The 25522-nt window shown below is 66.3% G+C and carries 25 protein-coding genes and 1 pseudogene; 10 read left to right on the top strand and 16 right to left on the bottom strand.

The window, feature by feature from the left end:
• Window positions 1-208: 208 nt before the first annotated feature.
• Window positions 209-490, top strand: a complete 282-nt coding sequence (locus RS899_RS05140; protein WP_024763107.1) for a peptidylprolyl isomerase — start codon at window positions 209-211, stop codon at window positions 488-490.
• A 58-nt stretch (window positions 491-548) separates the two neighbouring features.
• On the opposite strand, the gene RS899_RS05135 is transcribed toward RS899_RS05140, so the two are convergent.
• Together RS899_RS05135 and RS899_RS05130 are read right to left on the bottom strand one after the other, a co-directional pair.
• Complete coding sequence (locus tag RS899_RS05135) at window positions 549-1175, bottom strand: LysE family translocator (protein WP_054909355.1); 627 nt, start codon at window positions 1173-1175, stop codon at window positions 549-551.
• 203 nt (window positions 1176-1378) lie between these two features.
• Window positions 1379-2038, bottom strand: coding sequence for a response regulator transcription factor (locus tag RS899_RS05130; protein ID WP_315809244.1), 660 nt, complete (start codon window positions 2036-2038; stop codon window positions 1379-1381).
• Window positions 2039-2065: 27 nt separating this feature from the next.
• Between RS899_RS05130 and RS899_RS05125 the strand changes: the two genes are divergently transcribed.
• The 4 genes and pseudogenes from RS899_RS05125 to RS899_RS05115 all read left to right on the top strand — a co-directional run bounded on the left by RS899_RS05125 (window position 2066) and on the right by RS899_RS05115 (window position 6503).
• On the top strand, window positions 2066-3820 hold the full coding sequence (locus RS899_RS05125) for a hybrid sensor histidine kinase/response regulator (protein ID WP_315809243.1): 1755 nt from the start codon (window positions 2066-2068) through the stop codon (window positions 3818-3820).
• Window positions 3821-3899: 79 nt separating this feature from the next.
• Window positions 3900-4685 (top strand): annotated as a pseudogene (locus RS899_RS30735) (PAS domain-containing protein); the annotation flags it as partial.
• Between the two features lie 9 nt (window positions 4686-4694).
• On the top strand, window positions 4695-5273 hold the full coding sequence (locus RS899_RS30730; RefSeq protein WP_409978070.1) for a methyl-accepting chemotaxis protein: 579 nt from the start codon (window positions 4695-4697) through the stop codon (window positions 5271-5273).
• Between the two features lie 114 nt (window positions 5274-5387).
• A complete protein-coding gene (locus RS899_RS05115; RefSeq protein ID WP_054909358.1) occupies window positions 5388-6503 on the top strand; it encodes a PilT/PilU family type 4a pilus ATPase in 1116 nt (371 codons plus the stop codon).
• 219 nt (window positions 6504-6722) lie between these two features.
• Here RS899_RS05115 and RS899_RS05110 read toward each other — a convergent pair whose 3' ends face one another.
• A complete protein-coding gene (locus RS899_RS05110) occupies window positions 6723-7955 on the bottom strand; it encodes an SGNH/GDSL hydrolase family protein (protein WP_315809241.1) in 1233 nt (410 codons plus the stop codon).
• A 106-nt stretch (window positions 7956-8061) separates the two neighbouring features.
• Between RS899_RS05110 and RS899_RS05105 the strand changes: the two genes are divergently transcribed.
• On the top strand, window positions 8062-8970 hold the full coding sequence (locus tag RS899_RS05105) for a LysR family transcriptional regulator (RefSeq protein ID WP_315809240.1): 909 nt from the start codon (window positions 8062-8064) through the stop codon (window positions 8968-8970).
• 111 nt (window positions 8971-9081) lie between these two features.
• The gene (locus RS899_RS05100) at window positions 9082-9633 is read left to right on the top strand and encodes a hypothetical protein (protein ID WP_315809239.1); all 552 of its coding nucleotides are present in this window, start codon (window positions 9082-9084) and stop codon (window positions 9631-9633) included.
• Here RS899_RS05100 and RS899_RS05095 read toward each other — a convergent pair.
• Complete coding sequence (locus tag RS899_RS05095) at window positions 9630-10535, bottom strand: YihY/virulence factor BrkB family protein (protein WP_024766407.1); 906 nt, start codon at window positions 10533-10535, stop codon at window positions 9630-9632. The two genes, RS899_RS05100 and RS899_RS05095, sit on opposite strands and share 4 nt — an antisense overlap.
• A 154-nt stretch (window positions 10536-10689) precedes the next feature.
• Window positions 10690-11124, bottom strand: a complete 435-nt coding sequence (locus RS899_RS05090) for a PGDYG domain-containing protein (protein WP_024766408.1) — start codon at window positions 11122-11124, stop codon at window positions 10690-10692.
• A 216-nt stretch (window positions 11125-11340) separates the two neighbouring features.
• On the opposite strand from RS899_RS05090, the gene RS899_RS05085 reads away from it, so the two are divergent.
• From RS899_RS05085 to RS899_RS05075, 3 genes are all read left to right on the top strand, one after another.
• Complete coding sequence (locus tag RS899_RS05085; protein WP_037014703.1) at window positions 11341-11778, top strand: hypothetical protein; 438 nt, start codon at window positions 11341-11343, stop codon at window positions 11776-11778.
• A 21-nt stretch (window positions 11779-11799) separates the two neighbouring features.
• Window positions 11800-11988, top strand: a complete 189-nt coding sequence (locus RS899_RS05080) for a hypothetical protein (protein WP_024766409.1) — start codon at window positions 11800-11802, stop codon at window positions 11986-11988.
• A gap of 73 nt (window positions 11989-12061) precedes the next feature.
• On the top strand, window positions 12062-12190 hold the full coding sequence (locus RS899_RS05075; protein ID WP_017516671.1) for a hypothetical protein: 129 nt from the start codon (window positions 12062-12064) through the stop codon (window positions 12188-12190).
• A 109-nt stretch (window positions 12191-12299) separates the two neighbouring features.
• Here the strand turns inward: RS899_RS05075 and RS899_RS05070 are convergent, their stop codons facing one another.
• The 11 genes from RS899_RS05070 to edd form a co-directional block, all read right to left on the bottom strand.
• Complete coding sequence (locus tag RS899_RS05070; RefSeq protein WP_315809238.1) at window positions 12300-13136, bottom strand: D-hexose-6-phosphate mutarotase; 837 nt, start codon at window positions 13134-13136, stop codon at window positions 12300-12302.
• A gap of 454 nt (window positions 13137-13590) precedes the next feature.
• Window positions 13591-14952 carry a carbohydrate porin gene (locus RS899_RS05065; protein ID WP_315809237.1) on the bottom strand — a complete coding sequence of 454 codons (1362 nt, stop codon included), beginning with the start codon at window positions 14950-14952 and terminating at the stop codon, window positions 13591-13593.
• A 71-nt stretch (window positions 14953-15023) separates the two neighbouring features.
• Window positions 15024-16184 (bottom strand): ABC transporter ATP-binding protein, encoded by a 1161-nt coding sequence (locus RS899_RS05060; protein ID WP_315809236.1) that lies wholly within the window; start codon window positions 16182-16184, stop codon window positions 15024-15026.
• A 12-nt stretch (window positions 16185-16196) separates the two neighbouring features.
• On the bottom strand, window positions 16197-17042 hold the full coding sequence (locus tag RS899_RS05055; protein ID WP_315809235.1) for a carbohydrate ABC transporter permease: 846 nt from the start codon (window positions 17040-17042) through the stop codon (window positions 16197-16199).
• A complete protein-coding gene (locus RS899_RS05050; protein WP_169940642.1) occupies window positions 17035-17961 on the bottom strand; it encodes a carbohydrate ABC transporter permease in 927 nt (308 codons plus the stop codon). Before RS899_RS05050 ends, RS899_RS05055 begins: the two co-directional genes overlap by 8 nt.
• A 102-nt stretch (window positions 17962-18063) precedes the next feature.
• Complete coding sequence (locus tag RS899_RS05045; protein ID WP_315809234.1) at window positions 18064-19326, bottom strand: ABC transporter substrate-binding protein; 1263 nt, start codon at window positions 19324-19326, stop codon at window positions 18064-18066.
• Window positions 19327-19703: 377 nt separating this feature from the next.
• Window positions 19704-20039 carry an endonuclease domain-containing protein gene (locus tag RS899_RS05040; RefSeq protein ID WP_233298040.1) on the bottom strand — a complete coding sequence of 112 codons (336 nt, stop codon included), beginning with the start codon at window positions 20037-20039 and terminating at the stop codon, window positions 19704-19706.
• A gap of 261 nt (window positions 20040-20300) precedes the next feature.
• On the bottom strand, window positions 20301-21749 hold the full coding sequence (locus RS899_RS05035) for an ATP-binding protein (protein WP_233298041.1): 1449 nt from the start codon (window positions 21747-21749) through the stop codon (window positions 20301-20303).
• Complete coding sequence (locus RS899_RS05030; protein WP_054909369.1) at window positions 21742-22476, bottom strand: response regulator; 735 nt, start codon at window positions 22474-22476, stop codon at window positions 21742-21744. Before RS899_RS05030 ends, RS899_RS05035 begins: the two co-directional genes overlap by 8 nt.
• A 43-nt stretch (window positions 22477-22519) precedes the next feature.
• On the bottom strand, window positions 22520-23518 hold the full coding sequence (locus RS899_RS05025) for a glucokinase (RefSeq protein WP_315809233.1): 999 nt from the start codon (window positions 23516-23518) through the stop codon (window positions 22520-22522).
• A gap of 122 nt (window positions 23519-23640) precedes the next feature.
• Window positions 23641-25467 carry a phosphogluconate dehydratase gene (edd, locus tag RS899_RS05020; protein WP_315809232.1) on the bottom strand — a complete coding sequence of 609 codons (1827 nt, stop codon included), beginning with the start codon at window positions 25465-25467 and terminating at the stop codon, window positions 23641-23643.
• Window positions 25468-25522: the final 55 nt, after the last annotated feature.

Genomic DNA, 25522 nt, shown 5'->3' with positions numbered 1-25522 from the left:
GAACACCGGCAAAGTGTTCGGCGTCTGAGGCAGACACTTGCGTAGGAGCGGACTTCGTCCGCGATGACTCCCCGGCTGCTCCGGCGTCGGGCGGTTCGCGAGCAAGCTCGCTCCTACGAAGGGCAAGCCACCCGCCGCCTGGCATTGGGTTCAGGCCCGGAATCGGCTAGGCTTCGCTTTTTCCTACTGCCTGTTCAGGAGTTATCCCATGGCCCGTGCATCCGCCCGTCACATCCTGGTTTCCAGCGAAGACAAGTGCAACGAACTCAAGACCCAGATCGAGAACGGCGCGGATTTCGCCGCCGTCGCCCGCGACAACTCGACCTGCCCGTCCGGCCGCAGCGGCGGTGACCTGGGCAGCTTCCGCCCGGGCCAGATGGTTCGCGAATTCGACCAGGTCGTGTTCAGCGCCCCGCTGAACGTCGTCCAGGGTCCGGTGAAGACCCAGTTCGGCTACCACCTGGTGGAAGTGACCAGCCGCGAGGACTGATCCGCTTCGCCCGCGCCGCACCCGACTCAGGGAGCGGCGCGCCCCTTCCCTCCCCGCTTCACACCGGCCCGCCGCGGGCCACCAGCATCACCCCCAGCCCCACCAGAATCGAACCGCACACCCGCGGCATTACCCGCTGCCCGCGCCCCTGCCCCAGCGCGCCCAGCAGCAGCGAGGCGAACAGCACGGCAAGCACGTCGGCGGTGGAGAACACCAGGTTGACGATCATCCCCAGGATGAAGAACTGCAGGCCCACCGGCAGGCTGGCGGCCGGGTCGACGAATTGCGGCAGGAAGGTAAGGAAGAACAGCGCCGTCTTGGGATTGAGTATCTCCACCACCATGCTGTCGCGCAGCACCTTCGGCCGGGTTTCGATGCCCTCGCCATGCTCGGAGCGGCGGCGGCCGAAGATCATCGAGCCGCCGAGCCAGATCAGGTAGGCGGCCCCCGCCAGCTTCAGCGCAAGGTAGAGATTGGGCGCGTGGTGCAGCAACGCGGCGAGCCCGGCGCTGGCAGCGAAGATGTGTACATAGCAGCCCAGGTGGATACCCAGCGCGGCGTGCAGTCCGGCACGGCGACCGTGGGCGAGGGTCTGCGAGGTCATGTAGAGGATGGCCGGGCCGGGCATGCAGGCGAAGGCCAGCGTCGCCACAGCGAACGAGGCCCAATAGGCAGGCAGTGTCATGGTGTGATCCTTCCCTTGATCGGGTATCGGCCGACGCGCATCGACGTGGCGCCTGGTCCGTTTCGCAAGGTTAGGGAGTGAGGCGGGGCCGGCACATACGGCAGTTGCCGTATTTTTCCCCGGCCTGCAGGACGCTAGTCTCTGCCGAACCCTCCACCGACAGGACGCGCAGCATGCGCATGCAGGCAAGGCACTGCTTCGACTCAGGCGCTGGGAATGCCCAGGCGCACCGCGTAGGCCGCGAGCTCGGCAGTGCTGTGCAGGTCGAGCTTGCGCATCAGGTTCTCGCGGTGCTTGCGCACGGTCAGCGGGCTGATGCTGAAGTGTTCGGCGATCTCCCGCGCGCTGCGGCCCTGGGCGGCCAGGGAGAGAATCTGCCGCTCGCGCCGGGTCAGCTCCACGGCCGAGAGCAGATCGGCATCACCCTGCGGGCGCGCGGCCGGACTTTCCAGCTGGAAGCGCAGGGCGCGCGCCAGGTAGTGCTGGCCGCTGCGCAGGGCGACTATGGCTTCGAGCAGCTCGGCGGTGTCCTCGCCCTTGCTCAGGTAGCCGTGGACGCCGGCATCGAGCACCGAACGCACGGTCGCCAGTTCGGTGTTGGCGGTGAGCACCAGGATTCTCAGCCGGGGATGGCGCTGGCGCAGTTCATGGATGAACTGCAGCCGGTTGAGGCCGGGCATGTTCAGGTCGAGCAGGAGGAGGTCCGCGCGCTGCTCCTCCAGCAAAGCCTGCAGGCGCAGGCCGTCCGCCGCCTCGCCGACGATGCAGATGTCGTCCAGGGTCGACAGCAGCAGGCGCAGGCCGTCCCGTACGATGCCGTGGTCATCGGCGATGAGCACCCGCAGTTCGCGCTTCCCTTCCATCACTCGTCTCCCTGAGGCACTACGGACATGCATAACAGCCTGCAACAGCGCGACCTGGTCGATCTCTTGTTCCGCCAGTCGTATGCCGTGCTCTTCGCCAACCTGGTGATCCCTCTGCCGGTGCTGTACATCTTCCGTAATGCCATGGCGCCGACGGCGATGGTCTTCTGGCTGGCCGCGCTCTACTCGCTCACGCTGGCGCGGATTGTCCTGGCACGTGCGTACTTCCGGCAAGCCCCTGCGCGCACGCTGGGCAAAAGTTGGCTGTGGAGCAATACGCTGCTGTCCTGGGCAAGCAGCCTGCTGTGGGGCTGGCTGGGCTGGGTCGGCTTCGTCCACGGCGACCCGCAGCTATTCGCCTTCACCTGCATCGTGCTCACCGGTCTGGTGTGCGGCGCGGTGCCGTCGCTGTCGGCCCATCCACCGGCCTATGTCGGCTCGCTGGTCGCGATGCTGCTGCCCGTGCTGGTGCTGTGCCTGAGCGTAGCCGACGAGCAGCACACCACTTACAGCTTCTTCATCCTGTGCCTGGCCGGCGTCAACCTGTACTACAGCCGGGTGACCTACCGCAGCCTGTGCGAAACCATCCGCCTGCGCCAGGAAAACTCCGACCTCGTGCAGGACCTGCGCGAACAGCGCGATCGCGCCCGCGCTGCCGACCAGGCCAAGTCGCGCTTCCTCGCCGCCGCCAGCCACGACCTGCGCCAGCCGATCCACGCCCTCGGGCTGTTCGTCGGCGCCCTCGCCGCCCTCGCCGAACGCGGCCCGGTCGACGCCCGCCAGGCCCGTGAAATTGCCGGGCGCCTGCGCGCCATGCTCGGCAACCTCGGCGGCCTGCTCAATGGCCTGCTGGACATCTCGCGCCTCGACGCCGGGGTGGTGCCGGTGGCACGCGAACCGATCTCGCTGCGCAAGCTGTTCAGCGACCTGCAGGGCGAGTTCGCCGGCACTGCCAGCGAGCGCAATCTTCGCTGGCGCGTGCGCGAGAGCCGATTGTGGGTGGACAGCGATCCCCTGCTGCTCAAGCGCGTGCTCGACAACCTGCTCAGCAACGCCTTCCGCTACACCCGCAGCGGCAGCGTGCTGCTAGGTTGCCGCCGGCGCGGCCGGGAGCTGGAGATCCAGGTGATCGACACCGGCGTGGGTATCCATTCCAGCCAGCAGGAAGTCATCTTCGACGAGTTCGTCCAACTGCATAACGCCGAGCGCGATCGCAAGCAGGGCCTCGGCCTGGGCCTGGCCATCGTGCGCCACACTGCGCGCCTGCTCGGCCATCGCCTACTACTGCACTCCCTGCCCGGCCGCGGCTCGATGTTCAGCCTGCGCGTACCGCTGGCCGAGGCACCGCTGCAGATCGCCCCGCCGCCGGAGCCGAGCGAACGCGGCCCCGGCCTGGGCATCATGGTGGTAGAGGATCAGTACGACGTGCTGCACGCGCTGTGCAACCTGCTGGAGGTCTGGGGGCATCGCGTCTACCCCGGCACCAGTGCCCTGCTCGCCTGCCAGCGGCACATCGAGGCCAGCCATCTTGGCCACGCGCCGGTGGACCTGATCCTCACCGACTACCGCCTGGGCGAAGGCCAGACCGGCGCCGATGCCATCCGGCGCATCCGCAGCTACCTGTCGCGCCGGGTACCGGCGTTGATCGTCACCGGCGACACCTCGCCCGAGCGCCTGCGTGAAGCCGCTGCCAGCGGCAGCCAGTTGCTGCACAAGCCACTGGACACCGACCAGTTGCGCGCCGCGATCGACGTCAGCCAGGAGCATTCGATGACCGTCTAAAAACTGGCGCCAGCCCTTGCTGCATGCGGGATGCGCCAAGTGATTCGGGGCTAAAGTCGCGGCGCGATCAGCCGATGCAATGGGTGAAACGAATCGGCAGCAGCCTTCGTGCCTCACCACTAGAGAAAGCCCACGAATGTTCAACTCGCGTCTGAAGCAGGAACTGGCCGCCCTGCGTGAAGAACTCGCCTCCGTCGAAGAGATCCGCGCCAGCCTCGACGAGGAAATGCTCGTGCTGTTCCTCGACCCGCGGGGCCGCATCGAGTCGGTGAACGCCAACTTCGAGAAGGAAATGCTCCACCGCGGCGACCAGCTCAAGGGCCGCCCGCTGCTGGACCTGATCCCCGACCACGTGCGCGGGCTGGACTTCCACCTCAAGGTGAAGCACGCCATCGAGCGCGGCGAGCACCTGGCCGGAGTGATCCGCCTGCTGCGCGGCAACGGCGAGGAGGCCTGGCTGCGTTCGATCCTGCAGCCGGTGCACGACGCCGCCGGGGTGATCCAGCATTTCTCGATCTACGCCAGCGACCTCACCCGCACCATCGAGAACTCCCGCGAGCACGAGAACCTGATCGAGGCGCTGCAGCGCTCTACCGCCGTGATCGAGTTCAACCTGCAGGGCGAGGTGCTCACCGCCAATAGCCGCTTCCTCAACGCCATGGGCTACAGCCTGGCGCAGATCCAGGGCAAGCATCACCGGATGTTCTGCGAACCCGCCGAATACAACTCCTCGCAGTACGAAGCCTTCTGGGCCAAGCTGCGCCGCGGCGAGTTCGTCGCCGACCGCTTCAAGCGCGTCGACAGCCGTGGCCACGAAGTGTGGCTGGAGGCCTCCTACAACCCGATCATCGACGCCCACGACCGCCTCTACAAGGTGGTCAAGTTCGCCACCGTGATCACCGAACAGGTACACCGCGAGCGGGCCGTGGCCGAGGCTGCGACCATCGCCTTCGACACCTCGCAGACCACCGACGACAGCGCCACCAAGGGTGCCTCCGTGGTGCAGCAGACCGTGGATGTGATGCGCGAACTGGCCCAGCGCATGCAGGAAGCCGCCGAGGGAATCGAGGCACTGGACCGCCAGTCCCAGGCCATCGGCGCGCTGGTGCAGAGCATCCGCAGCATCGCCGACCAGACCAACCTGCTGGCGCTCAACGCCGCCATCGAGGCCGCCCGCGCGGGCGACCAGGGGCGCGGCTTCGCGGTGGTCGCCGACGAAGTGCGCCAGCTCGCCTCGCGCACCAGCGCCGCCACCGAGGAAATCACCCGCGTGGTGGAGCAGAACCAGCACCTGGCCGGCCAGGCCGTGGCCATGATCGACCGCGGCAAGCAGCAGGCCGAACTGGGCCTGGAGCTGTCCGGCCAGGCCGGCACGGTGATCATCGAGATCCAGGACAGCGCCCAGCGCGTAGTCAACGCCGTGGGCCAGTTCGCCAACCAGCTGTCGACCTGATGCGCTTGCCTGCGGCACGTCAACACGGCGTGCCGCAGCCTCCCCTAGTCTCCCGTCCGGCATTGCAGCTAGGCTCAATGCAGATGCGCCCCCTCGCCATCCAAGGACGAACCCATGAGCGACACTCCCCTCCCCGACGTCATCCAGTATCTGCGCCTGCTGCCCGAGCGCGGTGGCTCGGACATGTTCTTCAGCGTCGGCGCGCCGCCGCACCTGAAGGCCGAAGGCCACAGCCAGCCGGCGGACGATCGCGTGCTGCAATCCGGTGAAGTGAAGACCCTGGCCTGGCAGCTGATGTCGCCGGCCCAGGCGCAGGATTTCGAGCGCGACCTGGAGATGAACCTGGCGTTGAGCGTGCCGGACGTCGGGCGTTTCCGCGCGAACATCTACTACCAGCGCGGCGAAGTGGCGATGGTGGTGCGCCTGATCAAGCAGGTGATTCCCGACGTGACCGCCCTGGGCCTGCCGTCGATCCTCGACAAGCTGGCGATGCAGGATCGCGGATTGCTGCTGGTGATCGGCGCGGCGGGCGCGGGCAAGTCGACGACCCTGGCGAGCATGCTGGACTTCCGCAATCGCCACCGCTCCGGCCACATCGTCTGCATCGAAGACCCCATCGAGTTCCTCCACACGCACAAGAAGTCGATCATCGACCAGCGCGAGGTCGGCCTGGACACCCACAGTTACGAGGACGCCCTGCGCAACGTGCTGCGCGAGGCGCCGGACGTGATCATGCTCGGCGAGATCCGCGACGCGGCCACCATGCAGCACGCACTGCACTATGCCGAAACCGGCCACCTGTGCGTTGCCACGCTGCACGGCACCAGTTGCCGCCACGCCATCGAGCGCATCACCCGCTTCTTCCCTGACGAGGCGCGGCCGCAGGTGCTGGCCGACCTGTCGCAGAACATCCTGGCCCTGGTCGGCCAGCGCCTGGTGCCCGGCACGCACCAGCGCCGCGCCGTGGCGGTGGAGCTGGTGCTGGGCACGCCGCACATCCGCGGCATCATCCAGCGCGACGAGCTGCCCGAACTCAAGGGCGCGGTGGAACGCGCGCTGGAGAGCGGCATGCAGAGCTTCGACCAGAGCCTCTACAAGCTCCTGGAGGAAGGCCGCGTGAGCGTGGCCGATGCGCTGAAGTTTGCCGATTCGCGTACCGACCTGGCGTTGAAGATCAAGCTGGAGCGCGGGATGGATGCCGACAGCGTGGGGACGGTGTTTGGTAGTTGAGCGAGCCTGTTCGGTATGTGCCGGTGTCGAGCCAAACGCGGGCGGGGTCCTACATTAAATCTCGTGCCAGGCCTGCCCTCTCCCCCGCCCTCTCCCTGAAGGGAGAGGGAGCCGACCGTGCCGGCTGACGCTTTAGTTTCAACCTGCACCGAACGGTCCCCTCTCCCTTCAGGGAGAGAGAAATCCCAGGCACGAATTGTCCGAGACAGACAGTCGCTCCTACAACTGCCCCTCCAGTAACAGGCCCAGATCCACGCTCTCCGCCATCGCCTGGTTCCCCGCATCGCCGGGGTGCAGATGGTCGCCGCTGTCGTAAGCCGGCAGCAGGCGTTGCGGGTGGGCGGGGTCGCGCAGGTGCGCGTCCAGGTCCACCACCGCATCGAATTCCCCGCTCTGGCGAATCCACTGGTTTACCCGCTGGCGCAGCGCTTCCTTGTTGGCCGCGTGGTAGTTCTCTATCGGTGAGCCGCTGAGGGCGCGCTCGAACGGCAGGATGGTCGCGCCGACAATACGCACACCGCGCACATGGGCCTGGGCAATCAGCTGCCGGTATCCGGCGACCAGGTCCTCGTACTGCACCAGCGGGTTGTTCGGCGCGAAGGTACTGCCGGGCCAGGAGATATCGTTGATGCCCAGCAACACGATGGCCGCCTGCACGCCCGGCTTGCCCAGTGCGTCGCGCTGGAAGCGCGCCAGGGCGCTCTGCCCAATGCCGTCGGAGAGCAGCCGCCCGCCGGAAATGCCGGCATTGATCACTCCCACGCCGCGCGCTGCCAGCCGCTGCGCCAGCAGGTCCGGCCAGCGCTGGTTGCCGTCCAGGCTGGCGCCACGGCCGTCGGTGATCGAGTCTCCCAACACCGCCACCACCGGCCGCGGCGCGGGGTTTTCCACCAGCACATCGGCGAGGAACAGCCGCGCTTCCATCTTGCCGTCCACCGGCAGGAGCGTAGCGTCGAGTTGTTCGCCCGGTCCGCCATGGACGCGTTGCTTGCCGTCCCAATGGAAGGTTTCGATGGCGGTCGGCTGCGGCAGATAGATCGACACCGCCAGTTCGCCCAGCGCCGGGACGGCGAGGTCCAGCGGATCGCTCAGCAGCTCGGCACCTGGCGCGATATACGCCGTGGGCTGGCCGGCGAAAGTCAGCCGATGGCTGGGGCCGCCAAGCCGCCCGGCCGGTGCAGCCAGTGCCACGGCTGCACCGCCGATCGCCACCGGCTGGCTGCCATAGGCGTTGGACAGCGCAATGCGCACACGCTGGCCGCCGAGGCTGACCTTCACGGTCTGCCGCAGCGTCTGGTTACCGATCTGCATCGGTACGCTCAACGGCAGCGGCACCTCCTTGCCCCAGGTGCGTTGCGGGCTGGCGCTCCAGGTGGCCTGCCAATGTCCTTGATCCGCCTGCGCCAGCGGCAGGACAAGGGCAATCAGGGCGGCGAGCAACAATCTGTTCATGGCATTCCTCGAAATCGGTGAAGGGGTTGGCCACAGGCTCTGCCATTCCCATTCACGGCGGTAGACGGCATATTTGCAGACCCGTCATTCGATAAACGAATAGGACATGGATACTCTCAAGGCGTTGCACTGTTTCGTTCGCGCCGTGGAGCTGGGCAGCCTTTCCGCCGTCGCCCGCGAGTCCGGCAGCAGCCAGCCGACGGTGAGCAAGACCATGGCGGCGCTGGAGCGTCAGGTCGGTGCGCAGTTGCTGATCCGCAGCACCACCCGCGTACAGCCCACCGAGCAGGGCCGACGCTTCTACGAGCATGCGCGGCAGACACTGGAAAGCTACGCCGAGGGCGTCAGCCAGGCCCGTGGCGAGACCGAACAGGTGCGCGGCCGCCTGCGGGTCAGCGCGCCGGTGAGCCTGGGCGTGCTGCGGCTGAACGCGCTAATGCTGGAGTTCATGCAGCGGCACCCGGACGTAGAGGTGGAATTGCTGCTCAACGACCGCTTCGTCGACCTCACCGAAGAAGGCATCGACCTCGCCCTGCGCCTGGGCGGCGAACTGCCGGAGCAGATGATCGCCCGTCCGCTGGCCCGCTCGCCACGCTATCTGGTCGCGGCGCCGGCCTGGATTTCACGCGTGCCAGCACTGAACAGTCCCGAAGACCTGCCGCCTGCCGATTACCTGCGCTTCGCCTGGCTGGATGCCGGGCAGAACCTGCTGCTGCGCCATGCCGATGGCCGAGAGCTGAGCCTCGCCACGCGCAGCCGCTACACGGCGAACAGCTCCCTGGCGATCCGCGAGAGCTACTGCCTGGGCGCCGGCTTCGGCCTGACGCCGGCCTGGCTGGTGGCCGACCTGCTGGCCAACGGCAGCCTGCAGCGCCTCCTTGCGGATTGGCACGGGCCTGCCCAGGAGGCCAGTCTGCTGTATCCTTCGCGCCGTTTTCTGCCGGCCCGGACCCGCGCGCTGATCGACTTCCTCATCGAGCGCCTGCCGCACCTGCCCGGCTTCGAAGCCCTGTGAGCGCCCTGCGCGGTTCTCCGTGTAGCGCAGCGACTATGCTTTTCGCCATTGAGCCGAACCGGCGCGCCCGCCGGCCGGTCGAACCCTGACACTCGCCCCCGAGGGACTTGCATGGGCAAGCCACACACACCTTACCTGCTGGCCGCCCTGGCCCTGCCAGTGCTGCTGGCCGGCTGCTCCACGCCCGCCAGCAACCCTTGCGACGAGCCGCTGAGCGGCGAGGCCTGCCGCCAGGAACGCCTGCTCTACCAGAACGACATGCTGCAGGCGAAGCTGCTGATCGCCACCGGCGACCTGGCCAACTACGAGCTGGCCGAGGCCCTGCTGACGCGCTCCCTGGAGAAGGACGAGCGCGGCGAGGCGAGCTTCTACATGGCACTGCTGAAGATCAAGGAAGGCCCGCAAGTGGACGAAGTGCTGGCGCTGCTGGGCAAGGCCGCCGACGCCGGCCAACCGTACGCGGTGGCGCTGCTGTACAAGATCTGGTCCGAGCCCTTCCTGGTCGAGCAGGCCGACCCGCAGAAGGCCCAGCAGTACCTGGAGGACTACGCCAACCTGGACGTCGCCAAGAGCGGCTACCCGTCCTTCGAGAAGGCCAGCGCGCTGGTCGATGCCCTGCTCAGCGAACCGCCCGCCGTCGCCGGCCAGCCTGCCCAGCCCTAACCCTCGTCCGGCGCCGGCTCGGCCTGGTCGAAGGTGCGTTCGCCTTCACCCTTGCCGTGAGGCAGGTGGTGCTCGATCACCGCATTCAGCTCTGCTCCCAGCAGCAGCACCGCCGACGAGATGTAGAAGTACAGCAGCAGCACGATGATCGCGCCGACGCTGCCGTACATGGCGTTGTAGTCGGCGAAGTTCTTCACGTAGTAGCCGAACCCCAGTGACGCCGATATCCACAGCACCACGGCGAGCACCGACCCGGGCGTGATGAAGCGGAACTTCTGCTGCACGTTGGGCGTGACGTAGTAGATGATCGCCACCGCCATCATCATCAGCAGCACGATCACCGGCCAGCGCAGGATGCTCCAGAGGATCACCACGAAGTCCTCCAGGCCCACCTGGGCGGCAATCCAGCCCATCACCTGGGGCCCGAGGATCATCAGCGCGGCGATCAGCATCAGCATGGCCACCAGGCCGAAGGTGTAGAACAGCGACAGCGGGATGCGCTTCCACGCCGGGCGCGCTTCACGTACGTCGTAGGCGGCATTGAGCGCGATCATCAGCGAGCGCACCGCCGCCGAGGACGACCACAGCGCCACCACGATACCGATGGACAGCAGGCCGCCCTGGCGCTGCTGCAATTGGTCGATGACCGGGTTGACCTGGTCCAGCGCCTGGGCGGGCAGCACGTAGTTGGCCTGTTGGCGGAGGAAGTCGAAGAACTCGGGCAGGTGCAGGAAGCCCAGCAGCGCAATGAGGAACAGCAGGAAGGGAAACAGCGAGAACAGCCCCTGGTAAGCCAGCGCAGCGGCGTAGGTGGGCATCTCGTCTTCGAGGAATTCCTTCAGCGTCAGGCTGATCAGTTTCCAGGGCCCCAGACTGAGCCCACGCATGTCCATGAATCGCATCCCGCACCGTCCTCCCGATGAGCGCTCCACCTGCCGGCAACTGCAGGGTGGACCTGCGCAACGCCGGCAAAGTTGCAAGAAATGCGCGACGCAGAGCGCCCGCCAGCACAGACCATAGCCGCTGGCGGGGCCGGGATGCCAGAGCGGAAAGGTTTCAGTCAGCCAGCCGATAGACCTTGGCGAAACGCTCTGCCTTCACCACGCCGTAGTCGCCGGGCGCGTATTGCATGACCCAGTCGCCCGCGGCGCCGGTGAGGCGGTCGCCACCTGCCGAGCGCAGCAGGGTGAAGGGCTGGTCCATGCACCGGGCCAGCACCACGCTGGGACGGTTGCGGTAGGCACCGGGGTGCCCGTGCGTGAGTGCAGCGTCGGCGGGCAGGTATTTCGGGTCGAAACGCTCGCGGGAAACGACCCAACTCTCCCCCGTCGCGCTGCTGATGATCGCGTCACCGATAGCGTAGCGGTTCGGCCCTTCGAGGCTCATCAACTCGCCCGGCGCGACGGCGAATTCGACGGTGACGGTTTCATCCTTCACCACGCGTTGCGCGGCGGGATCGGTGCGGAGGTCGAGTTGGGTGAGTTCGATCATGGCGGGACTGCAGACCTGCGGAAATGGTGGGGAACGACCGGTCGCAAGCCTACCTGCAAAAGAATCGTCCCGCGAGCGGCCAGCGGCTGGCGGTGCTCTACACTCACAGGCCATGAGCGTGCAGCCACTGCACACTCGATCGAACCCGGCCATACCCTGGCTGTCGCACCTACTGAGCCTGCACCTCCGCCCCCATCAGCCGTACAGGAATCTCCCATGCCGTTTGCCCGTCTCGCCCTGCCCTTGCTGTTGCTCACCAGCCTTGCCGTCCACGCCGATGACTCTGCCGACGAGGCGAAATTCCTCAAGGAATCGGCAGACTATTTCGACCAGGTGACCAAGGCCAACCTGCCGCGCCAGGTGGACAAGGTGACCACCCTCAACAGCGTGCAGCTCGACCCGGCGAAGAAGATGCTGTATTACCGCTACGCCATCTCCAACCTGCGCCTGGACGCCATGGACCTGGGCGCCCGCGCCAAGTTCGAGAACGGCCTGAAGAAGCAGCTTGAAGGCACTACCTGCGAACAGCCGGACCTGCTGCAGCGCTTCCGCGAACATCACCTGAGCGTCACCCACGAATACGCCGGCAGCGACGCCAAGCCGCTGGCCAGCATCACCATCGACCCGCAGACCCTGAGCTGCGCGAAGACCTGACGCTGCACCCAAGAGCCACCGATGAGCCGTGCCGACTACCACCAGCAACACGCCCAACGCGCCGAGGCCGAAGCCCGGCGCCTGCTGGCCGAGCGCGACAACCTCGGCGCCCGCTGGCTGCCCTGGGTGGCCGGCGAGCTGTACCGCCTGAGCCCGGCGCCTTACGCCAACATGGTACGCCGCGAACTGGAACGCCTGACCGCCGGCTGAGCGGCCGTGCGCAGCGGGACTATGCTGAAGCTGTCAGCTCTCGGCCCGAGGGCGTCCCCTGGAGGACAGGCTCGTGAAAGGTCTCGACGCGAAGAAACAAGCGAAGAAGAAGCCACTGAAAACCGCGCATGAAAAACGCATGGCCAAGCGGCAGAAGAAAACCGGCAAGTCGCTGCTGGGTACTCCGCAACAACCGTCCTGAGGGTAATCCCCTCGTCTTGCGGATGGCCTCGGTGAGGGGCTGTCCGCTCACCTCGCCTGGCCGTTGCTTTTCGTAGGAGCGGGCTCAGCCAACCGTTGAAATCAGCCGGTCAGACCAGCCCGGCGCGCAGGTTCAGCAGCATGCGCTCGCCCTGGGCGAGGATCAGCCCGCCCGCACGATAGCCGGCAGCGCCAATGCACAGGAAGCGCTCCGCTTCGCCCGGCTCCACCTGTTCCACCGCGCGGCTGCCCGGATGCCAGATAACGCTGCCGGCGCTGGTGTTCTTGTCGATGCGCAGGCGGCGCTGCCAGCCGGCATCTTCCAGCACCAGGGAACCGGTGTTGTAGAGCACCTGCTTGACCGCGCCACGCGGCGCCCAGGTGTTTGGCAGGCCGCTGGCCTTGCCGTCCAGTTCCATGCCGTGGACCACCGAGCGACGCAGCGAACCCACGCGCCAGTATGGCTGCAGGGCGAAGCTGAACAGGCAGTCGCTGTCATCCTCGTGGTAGCTGGAAAGTTCGATGTCCAGGTCCTGGCCCAGGCGCGCTTCCAGTCGCACGTGCCAGTCCTCGATATCCAGTTGCCAGCTGACGACCGCCTTCTGGTCGTCGGCCCAGGCGTCGAGCATGCGCCACTCGCGCTGGCGCGCCCAGCCATGCTGGGGCCAGTCGGCCTCGGTGGGATGGCTGCCGAACCACGGCCAGCAGACCGGGATACCGCCACGGATCGGTGCCGTGCTCACGCTCGGCCACTGGCTGGAACACCACAGCAGCGGGCGTGCGCCGCGCGGCTGGAAGTGCAGCAGTTGCGCGCCCTGGCGGCTGAATACCGCCTGGCATTGCGGGTGATCGATGAGCAGCAGGTCGCGACGCTGGAAGCGCACCCAGTCGAAGGGCCGCTTGGCCCGCATGGAATGAAAAAAACGCTGCAGCGGATGCTCGAGCATTGTCCGGATGTCCTGATCCAATCCCTGCCCGGACATTCCGGGGCGTGAAATTCTCTGTAGTTTCACTACATCTTACAGAAAAGGCCGCGATTCTAACCGCAAAGCCTAGTCACGCGCAGCGCTTGCGCCAATGAAAAACGGTTCCTCACCCGCTCCGGGTCTGCCCGCTTCTGGCCTCTGTAGGAGCGAGCTTGCTCGCGAACCGCCTGACACCGGAGCCCCGGGGTATTCGCGAGCAAGCTCGCTCCTACAAAAAGCAGCACCGTAGGGCGCATAACCTGGAACAGGTTATCCGCCGGCCAGCGCGGCGGATAACGCTGGCGCGTTATGCGCCCTACGAAAGCTGACTGACGCCCTCTGGAGGCAGACAGAGAACCTGCTACCCAAAGCCGTCCACTCATCTGGCAAAAAAAGGCCCGTCACAAGGACGGGCCAGGTTCGCACCAGGGAGCAATCAGAAGCTGGACTGGATCTTCAGGCCGGCCACCACGGCGTTGTTCACCTCGTCCACACCGCCCGGATGGCGGATGTACTGCAGGTTCGGGCGCACGGTGAGCCAATTGGTCACATGCACGCCGTAGTACAGCTCGGCGTTGTACTCGGTGTCCTGGATGGGCTGGTACAGCGGGTTGTCGTAGTCGTCGATGCCGCTGACCTGGTTCACCAGGCGCTGGCGATCCTGCACGTCGTCGTTGACGTGGATGCGCGCCACGCCGAAGCCGATGTCGTCCTTGGGACGCGCGTCGAACGGGCCTTTGTAGACGACACCGAGCTGCTGGTAGTTGTCGACGGTATTGGTGGCCTTGTCGTGCACGGTGAAGTTGGCGAACAGGCTCAGGCCGCGGGAGGCGTCGCCGTTGTGCGCGGTGACCTGCTGCTGCGCCACCACCCACCAGCCGTGCTTGCCGCTGTGGGTCTTGGCCGGCTCGCCGGTGAGCGCCTGCGGGTTGCCGTTGACGTCGTCGTACACGTCGTCGGCCTCGGCAGTGCTGTAGTAGTAGCCCAGGCGGTACTCACCCGGCAGCTGAGCAGCACCGACTTTTGGCATCCACACCAGCTCCACCGGCAGGATGGTGCCCTTGGTGCCACTGCCGTTGAGCTTGAAGCCGTTGCCGGTTTCCAGGTTCGACGGGTTCTGGTTGTAGGCGCCGACCTGCGCGTACCACTCATCGTTGAAGTTCCACTTCACGCGGGCGGCCCACTGGCTGACCGGCCAGTTGTACCAGATGCCGCCCACCCAGTTGCCCACCTGCGAGCCACAGAAGGCCAGGTTCTGGAAGTCGCAGGGGAAGCTGTTGAAGTCCTCGCCCTCGCCGAAGCGGCCGACCTTCACGTCCAGTGCGCCGTCGAAGTACTGCTGTTTGATCCACATCTGCGTCAGGCGCCAGGTCTGGCCCCGGCCCCAGACTTCCTGCACGGAGCTGAACTGCCCGGCGCGCGGGTCGCTGATGCGGTCGTTGGAGAGGTTGCGACCGCTACGCTCGGTGACGGTCAGCTGGAACTCGGTAGCGTCCCAGCCGAGGATCTTCTGCAGGTCCAGGTGGGTGCCGAGGGCGAACTGGTCGGAGTAGCGCGCGGTGGTGTGCTGGTCGTAGCCACCGCCCAGGTTGCTGGCGACCTCGCCAACGTAGTCGAGCTTGAAGTCGTAGCCCTTCTCCAGCAGCTCGGTGCGCTTGCCGCCCCAGTCGCCCAGGCCCCACTGGGACTCGGATGAAAAGGCGTCAGCGGCCTGGGCGTGGCCCGCGCAGGCGCCACCCAGGGCGATCACGCAGCCCAGGGTACGGGCGATTGGCCGGGTATTCTTGTTCTTGTGCATCTCCAGCATCCTCGTTGTCTTGGTTTCTAGCGTAGTTACAGGCAGTGGATTTCAAGCAGTGGTCGTACCGTTCAGGAATGCTTCTGTCGGGCCAGCGGCGTCACCTTGCTCGCGCCGTCGCCGCGCGGCTCAGCGCGCAGGCGCTCGCCGCTCTGCGCGTCGAACAGCAGCGCACGGGAAGGATCGAAGCGCAGTTGCAGGGACGAGCCCGGTTGCGGCGACTGGTCCGGCGCGAGGCGGCAGCAGACCTTGGCACCGTTGAGCGTGACGAAGACCAGGGTGTCCGGACCGGTGGGTTCGACCACTTCGACCTCGGCGCGCAGGTCGCTCGGCCCGTTGGCGCCATCGGTGGCCAACTGCACCTGTTCCGGGCGCACGCCGAGGATCAGCTCGCGCCCCTCGGCCAGCCCGGCGTCCAGTTGCAGCGGCAGCTCGCAGCGGTCCTGGCCGCTGTCCAGCAGGCCGACCAGGCGGCCGCCCTGCTGCTGCACCTTGAGCGGAATGAAGTTCATCGGCGGCGAGCCGATGAAGCTGGCAACGAACAGGTTCGCCGGGTCGTTGTAGATCTGCTGCGGCGTGCCGAACTGCTGGACGATGCCGTCCTTCATCACCGCCACCTTGTCGCCCAGGGTCATGGCCTCGATCTGGTCGTGGGTCACGTAGACCGTGGTGGTCTTCAGGCGCTGGTGCATCAGCTTGATCTCGGTGCGCATCTCCACGCGCAGCTTGGCGTCGAGGTTCGACAGCGGTTCGTCGAACAGGTAGATCTTCGGCCGCCGCGCCAGCGCCCGGCCCATGGCCACGCGCTGCTGCTGGCCGCCGGAGAGCTGCGAGGGCTTGCGCTCGAGCAGGTGCTCGATCTGCAGCAGCTTGGAGACCCGTGCCACTTCGGCGTCGATCTCGGCCCTGGGCAGCTTGCGGATCTTCAGGCCGAAGGCGATGTTCTCGCGCACGCTCATGGTCGGGTACAGCGCATAGGACTGGAACACCATGGCAATGTCGCGATCCTTCGGGCTCATCCCGCTGATGTCCTGGCCATCGACCAGGATCGCACCGCCGGTGACGTTCTCCAGCCCTGCGATGCAGTTCATCAGGGTGGATTTGCCGCAGCCGGAGGGGCCGACCAGGATCAGGAATTCGCCCGAGTCGATCGACAGGTTGATCGACTTCAGCGTGTCGGCCAGGCCGCTGCCGTAGGACTTGTGCAGGTTGCGCAGTTCGAGTGTGGACATCTTGGGCTTACCTCAACCTTTGACCGCGCCGGCAGTCAGCCCGCGCACGAAGTACTTGCCGGCCAGTACGTAGACCACCAGCGTGGGCAGCGCCGCGATCATCGCGGCGGCCATGTCGACGTTGTATTCCTTGACCCCGGTGCTGATGTTCACCAGGTTGTTCAGCGCCACGGTGATGGGCTGCGCGTCGCCGCTGGCGAACACCACACCGAACAGGAAGTCGTTCCAGATCTGGGTGAACTGCCAGATCAGGCAGACCATCACGATGGGCGTGGACATGGGCATCAGGATGCGCAGGAAGATGGTGAAGAAGCCGGCGCCGTCCAGCCGCGCGGCCTTCACCAGGGCATCGGGAATCGCCACGAAGTAGTTGCGGAAGAACAGCGTGGTGAAGGCCAGACCATAGATGCAATGGACCATCACCAGGCCGGTGGTGGTGTTGGCCAGGCCGAGCTTGCCGAGGGTGAAGGACATCGGCAGGAGGATCACCTGGAACGGCAGGAAGCAGCCGAACAGCAGCGCGCCGAAGAACAGCTGCGAGCCACGGAAGCGCCACATCGACAGCACGTAGCCGTTCATGGCGCCGATGAAGGTGGAGATCAGCACGCCCGGCACGGTGATCTTCACCGAGTTCCAGAAGTAGTCGCCCACCGCGCCCCAGGCCTTCACCCAGCCAATTGTGGTGAATACCTCCGGCAGCGCCAGCAGGTTGCTGGTGCGGATGTCCTCGGGCGACTTGAAGCTGGTCAGCAGCATCACCAGCAGCGGGATCACATACAGCGCCACGGCGCCCCAGAGGGTCGCGTGCACCGCCAGGCGGCTCAGGCTGAACGACGGTTTCAGGGTCGAGTCATGCATGGCGCTTGCCCCGCAGTTCGGAGTACAGGTACGGCACGACGATGGCCAGCACGGCGCCCAGCATCAGCATCGCGCTGGCCGCGCCGAGGCCCATCTGGCCACGGGTGAAGGTGTGGGCATACATGAACATCGCAGGCAGGTCGGAGGAGTAGCCGGGGCCACCGGCGGTCATCGCGGCGACTAGGTCGAAGCTCTTGATGGCGATGTGCGCGAGGATCATCAGCGCGCTGAAGAACACCGGGCGCAGGCTCGGCAGGACGATGCGCAGGTAGATGGTCGGCAGGCTTGCACCATCCACCTGGGCGGCGCGCACAATGGCCGGGTCGACCCCGCGCAGGCCGGCGAGGAATAGCGCCATGACGAAGCCCGAGGCCTGCCAAACGGCGGCGATCACCAGGCAGTAGACGACCCGCTCCGGGTCCACCAGCCAGTCGAAGCGAAAGCCGGTCCAGCCCCAGTCGCGCAACAACTTATCCAGGCCCAGGCCGGGATTGAGCAGCCACTTCCAGGCGGTGCCGGTGACGATCATCGACAGTGCCATGGGGTACAGGTAGACAGTGCGGATGAAGCCTTCGCGGCGGATACGCTGGTCCAGCAGCACGGCGAGGAAGACGCCGAGCACCAGGCAGATACCGATGAACAGGCCGCCGAACAGCAGCAGGTTCTTGCTCGCCACCCACCAGCGGTCGTTGTCCCACAGGCGCAGGTACTGGCTCAGGCCCGCCCAGCTGTACGCCGGCATGAAGCGCGAATTGGTAAAGGACAGCAGCAGCGTCCAGCCGATGTAGCCGTACACGCAGACCAGCACCACGAGCATGCTCGGGGCCAGCACCAGCTTCGGCAGCCAGGCCTGCAGGCCGTCGAGCAGCGAAGCCCGAGGCGCGGCGGCGGGAGTGAAAGTCGGGGATCGGGTCGCCATCTGCTTTCTCGAGGATGAGTGAGCCCACCCGGGCTGCCGTGGCGGCCCGGAGTCGTTCTGGGGAATCAGAAAACCGGCTCCGTCACGGAGCCGGCGAGCGCGTTACTGCGCGGCGGCCTGGATGGCGGCGCCCAGTTGCTGCGCGGCCTTCTGCGGATCGGCGGCGGGGTCGTTGAAGAAGTTGGTGACCACGTCGAAGATCGCGCCCTGCACGTAGCTGGAGGCGGCCATGCTGTGGGCCATGCTCGGCACCAGATTGCCGTCGGCGGAGGCGGCCTTGAAGTCCTTCATGGACTGCTGGGCGCAGGCGTCGAAGGGCGTCATGTCGACGTCCAGGCGCACCGGGATCGAACCCTTGTTCAGGCTGAAGTCCTTCTGGAACGCCGGGTCGAGCACCGCGCGGGCCAGGTCTTCCTGGGCCTTGCGGTTCTCGGCGTTGCTCAGCTTGAACATCACCAGGGAATCGATGTTGTAGTCGAAAGCCTTCTGCGTGCCGGGGAACGGCAGGCACTGGTAGTCCTTGCCCGCCACCTTGCCGGCGGCAGTGAACTCGCTCTTGGCCCAGTCGCCCATGATCTGCATGCCGGCCTTGCCGTTGATCACCATGCCGGTAGCGACGTTCCATTCGCGGCCGGCAGCGTCGGCGTCGACGTAACTGTGCAGCTTCTTCAGCGCGGCGAAGACGTCGGCCATCGGCGCGCCGGTCAGCGTCGCCTTGTCCTGCTCGACGAAGGCCTTGCGGTAGCCTTCGGGGCCCATCTTGCTCAGCACCAGGTTCTCGAACAGCGTGCCGTCCTGCCAGGGCTGGCTACCGTGGGCGAGCGCCGTGAAGCCGGCAGCCTTGAGCTTGTCGGCGGCGGCGAAGAGCTCGTCCAGAGTGGTCGGCGGCGTGGCGCCGGCCTTCTTGAAGACTTCCGGGTTGATGTACAGCCAGTTGACCCGGTGCACGTTGACCGGCACGGCCACGTAGTCGCCCTTGTACTTCATGATCTGCGCCACCTGCGGCGGCAGCAGTTGGTCCCACTTGCCTTCGGCAGCGACATCGTTGAGGTCGGCGAGCAGACCGAGTTCGCCCCATTCCTGGATGTCCGGCCCCTTGATCTGCGCGGCGGCCGGCGGATTGCCGGAGACGGCGCGGGTCTTCAGCACAGTCATGGCGGCTTCACCACCGCCCCCGGCGACGGCAAAGTCCTTCCAGGTGTGGCCCTTGGCCTCGACGAGTTTCTTCAGGGTTTCGGCGGCGCGCTTCTCGCCAGGGGAAGTCCACCAGTGCAGCACTTCGACTTCACCGGCGTGGGCCAGCATCGGGGAGAGACAGAAAGAGGAAAGACAGATGGCGGCCGACAGGCGACGGATCGCATTCATGGGGAGCACCTTGTTCTTGTTATTGGAGGCAAGTCTGCGCTTGCGATGGTCCGAGTCTATCCAAGGCATTCCGCTCTCCGGGTAACGAAGCGATCTTCGATTGTCACGGGGTGGTGACATTTGGGCTTGCTGTGAAACGCTGTACTGAGGGAGTGTTTTCGAATGTGTCCTGGGGCACTGAATTCCGGCCCACTACCCTCTCCCCCGCCCCCTCCCAGAAGGGAGAGGGAGCTGTCCTCTGCCGTGCCAGGTATGCAGTTCGCCTGATGCGATCGCAGCTTTCAACTATCAATGGGGAGCCGACTGACGCTGAGGCCTCGCCTCGCTCCGAGCGGCCCCCTCTCCCTTCAGGGAGAGGGTTGGGGAGAGGGCAATGGCTAATCATCCAGCGCCAAGCGTATCGCCTCCAGCACCGAATCCACCTTCAACAGCACATCATGATTCCAGAAGCGCAGCACTTTGAAACCCTTGGTTTTGAGCCATGCGTCGCGCTCCCGGTCCCGACCAGAGTCCAGATGCTGCCCACCATCCAGTTCGATGATCAGCATGTGTTCGTGACAAATGAAATCGATGATGTACGGGCCGATGACTTTCTGTCGGCGGAATTTGAGGCCGAGGAAGCGGTGGGCGCGCAGATGGTGCCAGAGAGCGAGTTCGGCTTTGGTCTGGTCTGTGCGGAGTTGTTTCGAGAACTGGGTAAGTCGAGAGGTCATGCGACGGCTCCAGCGGAAGTACGTCTGGAGGCTAGTGCCTCGGCCCATCCCCTCTCCCCAGCCCTCTCCCTAAAGGGAGAGGGAGCTTTCCGAGCAGTCTGTAGGTTCTTGCGCCCATCCAAGCTGCTGCTTGAGGATGACTCCGATGGCACCGCTCACTCCGGACAGTCCCCTCTCCCTTCGGAGCGGGGCGCGTAGCCAGGGTTAGGGAGAGGGCGCGACAACCGAGCACTCCGGAGCGTCCCGGAGTAACCAACCGCCCTACTCCACCTCCAACCTCGGCAACCGCAACGTCACCCGCAACCCGCCCTCGCGGCGATTCTGCAGGCTGACCTCGCCGCCGTGGGTGTGGGCGATATTGCGCGCGATGCCCAACCCGAGGCCGTAGCCCTGGCCGCGTTCGGAGAGCCGGAAGCGCGGCTCGAAGACCTTCTCCAGGCGCTGTTCCGGTACGCCGGGGCCCTGGTCGTCGACGTGCAGCACCACGGCATCGGCATCGTCCTCGATGCTCAGTTGCGCGCGCTCGCCGTACTTCAACGCGTTGTCCAGCAGGTTGCCGATGCAGCGCTTGAGCGCCAGCGGCTTGCCGGGATAGGGCTCGCGCGCCGCGCCGATGACCTCGACCCGGCCATCGGCGAGGTAGGGCCCGGCGATGTACTGCAGCAGTTGGTTGAGGTCTACCGGCTCGATGTTCTCGTGGATGTCGGTGTCCTTCACGCATTGCAGCGCGCCCTTCACCAGCAGTTCCAGTTCGTCGAGGTCGTGGCTGAACTTGTCCCGCGCCTGCTCGTCGTCCAGCAACTCGGCACGCAGGCGCAGGCGGGTGATCGGCGTGCGCAGGTCGTGGGAGATACCGCTGAACAACTGGCCCCGCTCGTTGACGTAGCGGTCGATGCGCTCGCGCATGGTGTTGAAGGCCCGCGAGACTTCCACCAGCTCGCTCGCCCCGTTCTCCTCCAGCGGCTGGTCCTGGCCGCCTAGGGCAATGTCGCGGGCTGCGCGGGCGAGGCGCTTGAGCGGGCGGCTCTGCCAGTGCACCAGCAAGCCGGTGAACAGCAGCAACAGGAGGCTGGTGAAGGCGATGGAAATGATCTGCTGCGGCGGCAGGCCTTCGGGCTCCAGGGTGACGTAGGGCGCCGGCATCAGGCTGGCGATGTACAGCCATTCGCTCTCGCCGATGCGGATCTGCGTGACCAGCACCGGCGGGTTCACCGGTTCCAGGGTCAGTGCGTAGTGCGCCCAGGAACGCGGCAGTTCCTCCAGCTTCAGCTCGCCATTGAACAGCCGCAGGTCGTCGGGGCTGACGAACTCCACCTGCAGCTCCACGTCCTTGCCCAGCTTCTGGTGCAGCACGTCCTGCACGATGTCGATCACCGCCTGTTTGTTGGTGGTGTCGGGCAGCGCGCGCAGGTTCAGCGGGCGCTCGTTGAGCGAGACGAAGAAGCGCGTGCCGCCCATGCTGCGCAACTGGTCCAGCACCAGCGGGCGGTAGCCGATGGGCAGCGAGCGGAAGTAACTGACACTGGCGGCCATGGAATAGGCCAGGCTGCGCGAGCTGGTGAGCAGGCCGTCGCGCTGGCTGGAGCGCAGGTGGGATATCCAGAACAGGCTCGACAGCCCCTGGGCGAGCAGTACCGCCAGCAGGGTGAGCAGCAGCATGCGGCCGAGCAGCGAGCGCGGTACCAGGGCCCAGCGGCGGCGCTCACTCATGGCCGGCGAGGTGCGGGCGAACCTGGGCGGCCAGCAGGTAACCGCTGCCGCGCACGGTCTGGATCAGCCGCGCCGGCTTCTCGGTATCACGCAAACGCTGGCGCAGGCGTGACACGGCCATGTCGACGATGCGCTCCAGCGGCATCACCTCGCGGCCACGGGTGGCGCTGGCGATGGTGTCGCGATCGAGAATCTGCCGGGGATTGTCGAGGAACAGCTTGAGCAGGGCGAAGTCGGCGCCACTGAGGAAATGCTCCTCGCCGTCCTCGTGGAACAACCGGTGGCTGATGGTATCCAGCCGCCAATCGTCGAAAGCGATGACCTCGCCGCCGCGCACCTGGGTGAACTGCGCGCGACGCAGCAGCGCCTTGATCCGCGCCAGCAACTCGCGGGGGCTGAAGGGTTTGCCGAGGTAATCGTCGGCACCCAGCTCCAGGCCCACCACGCGGTCGGCCTCGTCGGAACTGGCGGTGAGCATGATCACCGGCATGCAGGCGTGGCGCTGGTGCGAGCGAATCCAGCGGCACAGGCTGAAGCCGTCCTCGTCGGGCAGCATCACGTCGAGGATCGCCAGGGCGGACTCCTCATCGCACAGCGCGCGGCGGAAGTCCTCGCCGTTGGCGACGGCGCGCACCTGGAAACCGGCGCGGCTCAGGTAGGTGTCCAGCAGCTCGCGGATTTCCTGGTCGTCGTCCACCAGCAGGATGGATTTGGCAGGCTGGTTCACTTCGGGCGTCCTTTCTTGTTGTTTTCAACGGTGGCGCGGTGAATCAGCCTTCGTTGCGCAGTGCCTGTTCCAGGGCCACGCCGGCGCCGAACAGCCCCGGATGATCCGCAGTCATGACCCACACCGGCACCGGGTCGAGATACGGCCCGCTGGTCTTGCCGCGGGTGCGGAACGCCTCGGCGAAGCCGCTGCGCTGGAAGCGTTCGAGGAAGCGCGGGACGATGCCGCCGGTGATGTACACGCCACCCAGCGCGCCGACCGTCAGCACGGCGTTGCCGGCGACCCGCGCCAGCCACAGGAAGAAGTGCTCCAGCACCGCGTCGGCGTAGGCGTCGCCGGCCATGGCGCGCTCGCCGATCTCGGCGGCAGTGGCGCATTTGGGCTCCACGCCATCGAGCTGGCAGCTCATGCGGTAGAGGTTTTCCAGGCCGCTGCCGGAGAGCACGCGCTCGGCCGAGACGTGGCCATATTTCTCGCGAAGCAGTTGCCAGAGGGCGAAGTCGCGCTCGGAGGTCACCGGCAGGTCGACGTGGCCACCTTCGCAGGGCAGCACTTCCCAGCCACCGTTCGGCAGCGGCATCAGGCTGCCGACGCCCAGGCCGGTGCCGGGGCCGATGATCAGTTTGGCGCGCCCGTCCAGCGCCTTGCCGGGACGCACCTGCACCAGATGCTCTTCCGACAGTCGCGAAGCTGCCCAGGCCATGGTGCTGAAGTCGTTCACCAGCAGCAGGTGGCTCAGCCCCAGTTCAGTACGGAAGGCATCGCGCTGGATGACCCAGTGGTTGTTGGTGAACTTGAAGTCGCCGGCGCCGACCGGCCCGGCACAGGCCAGGCAGACGTTCTCGACAGAAGAGAGCGGCTGGCCGATACGCTGCAGATAATCGCGCACGGCGTCTTCCGGGCGCGGATAGTCGGCACAGGCCAGGACCTCGATGGATTCGAGGACTTCACCACGCCACAGGGCGAAGCGAGCATTGGTGCCACCGATATCGCCGACCAGGGCGAAACCGTTCGAGGCGGAGTGAGCTTTGTTGAAGTTCATTGCGGGCTCGGGCCTGGAAGTTGGGTGAAAGGGTGCGGCGCGGAATCATGCCAGCATAGGCCAGCGCCGAAAACGCCCCGCGCGATGGACAGGCAGTCCCTTCGCGCGGGGCGCTGCGACAGTCAGCTCGGACCGTTCAGTTCAGCCGTGAAGCTGCAGGCGCCCTGCTCCGCCGGGCTGAAGGCATTGCGCATGAAAGCGAACAGCTCGCGGCCCATGCCCAGGTTATCAATGGCCGGAGTCTCGACGAGCGGACGCGCCTCCCATTCCGCCGCATCCACCAGCACACGCAGTTCGCCGGTGGTGCCGTCGACGCGTACCACGTCGCCGTCGCGCAGCTTGGCCAGCGGGCCGCCATTGAGCGCTTCCGGGGACACATGGATGGCCGCCGGCACCTTGCCGGACGCGCCGGACATGCGCCCGTCGGTGACTAGCGCGACCTTGAAGCCGCGGTCCTGTAGCACACCGAGGAATGGCGTGAGCTTGTGCAACTCCGGCATGCCATTGGCGCGCGGGCCCTGGAAACGCACCACGGCGACCAGATCACGCTCCAGCTCGCCGGCCTTGAAGGCGGCGGCGAGGCTCGACTGGTCATGGAAGATGCGCACCGGCGCCTCGACGATCTGGTGTTCCACCGCAACGGCAGAGACCTTCATCACGCCGCGGCCCAGGTTGCCCTCCATCAGGCGCAGGCCGCCCTCGGGCGAGAACGGCTTGTCGATGGGGCGCAGGATGTTCTCGTCCAGGCTCGCCGCCGGGCCTTCGCGCCAGACCAGCTTGCCGCCATCGAGGAAGGGCTCCTGGATATAACGACGCAGGCCCTTGCCGACCACGGTCTGCACGTCTTCGTGCAGCAGGCCGCCGCCGAGCAACTGGCGGATCAGGAAGGACATGCCGCCCGCCGCCTGGAAGTGGTTGATGTCGGCCTGGCCGTTGGGATAGATGCGCGCCAGGGTCGGCACGATCTCGGAGAGGTCGGCCATGTCCTGCCAGGTCAGCTGGATGCCGGCCGCCTGGGCGATGGCGAGCAGGTGCAGGGTGTGGTTGGTCGAGCCGCCGGTGGCCAGCAGCGCCACCACCGAGTTGACCATGGCCTTCTCGTCGACGATCTCCGCCATGGGCACAAACTGGCCGTTCTCCGGCGTCAGGCGCGCAGCCTGGCGAGCGGCTTCGCGGGTCAGCTCGTCGCGCAGCGGGGTGTTCGGGTTGACGAAGGAAGCGCCCGGCAGGTGCAGGCCCATCACTTCCACCAGCAACTGGTTGGTATTGGCGGTGCCATAGAAGGTGCAGGTGCCCGGCGCGTGGTAGGAGGCCATTTCCGAAGCCAGCAGCTCCTCGCGGGTGGCCTTGCCTTCGGCGAACAACTGGCGCACTGCGGCCTTCTCCTTGTTGGAGATACCGGTAGGCATGGGGCCGGCGGGCACGAACACCACCGGCAGGTGGCCGAAGCGCAGCGAGCCGATCAGCAGGCCGGGGACGATCTTGTCACACACGCCCAGGCACAGCGCGGCATCGAACATGTTGTGCGACAGCGCGATGGCGGTGCCCATGGCGATCACGTCGCGGCTGGCCAGGGACAGTTCCATGCCCGGCTCGCCCTGGGTCACGCCATCGCACATGGCCGGCACGCCGCCGGCGAACTGGCCGACCGAACCGATCTGTCGCAGGGCGTCCTTGATCAGCTCGGGGAAGCGCTCCAGCGGCTGGTGCGCGGAGAGCATGTCGTTGTAGGCGGAGACGATGGCGACGTTGGCCTGGTTCATCAGCCGCAGCGCCTGTTTGTCGGAATCACCACAGGCCGCAACGCCATGGGCGAGGTTGCCGCAGGGCAGCGTGCCGCGGTGCGGGCCCTTGGTGGCGGCAGCCTTGACCAGGTCGAGGTAGCGCTGTCGCGTGGCCGCGCTGCGGGCCTGGATACGCTGGGTGACTTCAAGCACACGGGGGTGCATGGCAGCATTCTCCTACAGACTATCAGTTGTTGTTTTTACAACATAATTGTTTATT

The organism is Pseudomonas sp. C9-3 (assembly GCF_032392015.1).
GTDB lineage: Bacteria > Pseudomonadota > Gammaproteobacteria > Pseudomonadales > Pseudomonadaceae > Pseudomonas > Pseudomonas nitroreducens.
Note: the sequence above shows the minus strand (reverse complement) of the source record. Positions and strands in the feature narration are given on the sequence as shown.

Excerpts from the sequence above, each read along its gene's own strand:
- RS899_RS05140 (WP_024763107.1), top strand. The coding sequence starts at position 209 with ATGGCCCGTGCATCCGCCCGTCACATCCTGGTTTCCAGCGAAGACAAG.
- RS899_RS05135 (WP_054909355.1), bottom strand. The coding sequence starts at position 1,175 with ATGACACTGCCTGCCTATTGGGCCTCGTTCGCTGTGGCGACGCTGGCC.
- RS899_RS05130 (WP_315809244.1), bottom strand. The coding sequence starts at position 2,038 with ATGGAAGGGAAGCGCGAACTGCGGGTGCTCATCGCCGATGACCACGGC.
- RS899_RS05125 (WP_315809243.1), top strand. The coding sequence starts at position 2,066 with ATGCATAACAGCCTGCAACAGCGCGACCTGGTCGATCTCTTGTTCCGC.
- RS899_RS05115 (WP_054909358.1), top strand. The coding sequence starts at position 5,388 with ATGAGCGACACTCCCCTCCCCGACGTCATCCAGTATCTGCGCCTGCTG.
- RS899_RS05110 (WP_315809241.1), bottom strand. The coding sequence starts at position 7,955 with ATGAACAGATTGTTGCTCGCCGCCCTGATTGCCCTTGTCCTGCCGCTG.
- RS899_RS05105 (WP_315809240.1), top strand. The coding sequence starts at position 8,062 with ATGGATACTCTCAAGGCGTTGCACTGTTTCGTTCGCGCCGTGGAGCTG.
- RS899_RS05100 (WP_315809239.1), top strand. The coding sequence starts at position 9,082 with ATGGGCAAGCCACACACACCTTACCTGCTGGCCGCCCTGGCCCTGCCA.
- RS899_RS05095 (WP_024766407.1), bottom strand. The coding sequence starts at position 10,535 with ATGCGATTCATGGACATGCGTGGGCTCAGTCTGGGGCCCTGGAAACTG.
- RS899_RS05090 (WP_024766408.1), bottom strand. The coding sequence starts at position 11,124 with ATGATCGAACTCACCCAACTCGACCTCCGCACCGATCCCGCCGCGCAA.
- RS899_RS05085 (WP_037014703.1), top strand. The coding sequence starts at position 11,341 with ATGCCGTTTGCCCGTCTCGCCCTGCCCTTGCTGTTGCTCACCAGCCTT.
- RS899_RS05080 (WP_024766409.1), top strand. The coding sequence starts at position 11,800 with ATGAGCCGTGCCGACTACCACCAGCAACACGCCCAACGCGCCGAGGCC.
- RS899_RS05070 (WP_315809238.1), bottom strand. The coding sequence starts at position 13,136 with ATGCTCGAGCATCCGCTGCAGCGTTTTTTTCATTCCATGCGGGCCAAG.
- RS899_RS05065 (WP_315809237.1), bottom strand. The coding sequence starts at position 14,952 with ATGCACAAGAACAAGAATACCCGGCCAATCGCCCGTACCCTGGGCTGC.
- RS899_RS05060 (WP_315809236.1), bottom strand. The coding sequence starts at position 16,184 with ATGTCCACACTCGAACTGCGCAACCTGCACAAGTCCTACGGCAGCGGC.
- RS899_RS05055 (WP_315809235.1), bottom strand. The coding sequence starts at position 17,042 with ATGCATGACTCGACCCTGAAACCGTCGTTCAGCCTGAGCCGCCTGGCG.
- RS899_RS05050 (WP_169940642.1), bottom strand. The coding sequence starts at position 17,961 with ATGGCGACCCGATCCCCGACTTTCACTCCCGCCGCCGCGCCTCGGGCT.
- RS899_RS05045 (WP_315809234.1), bottom strand. The coding sequence starts at position 19,326 with ATGAATGCGATCCGTCGCCTGTCGGCCGCCATCTGTCTTTCCTCTTTC.
- RS899_RS05040 (WP_233298040.1), bottom strand. The coding sequence starts at position 20,039 with ATGACCTCTCGACTTACCCAGTTCTCGAAACAACTCCGCACAGACCAG.
- RS899_RS05035 (WP_233298041.1), bottom strand. The coding sequence starts at position 21,749 with ATGAGTGAGCGCCGCCGCTGGGCCCTGGTACCGCGCTCGCTGCTCGGC.
- RS899_RS05025 (WP_315809233.1), bottom strand. The coding sequence starts at position 23,518 with ATGAACTTCAACAAAGCTCACTCCGCCTCGAACGGTTTCGCCCTGGTC.
- edd (WP_315809232.1), bottom strand. The coding sequence starts at position 25,467 with ATGCACCCCCGTGTGCTTGAAGTCACCCAGCGTATCCAGGCCCGCAGC.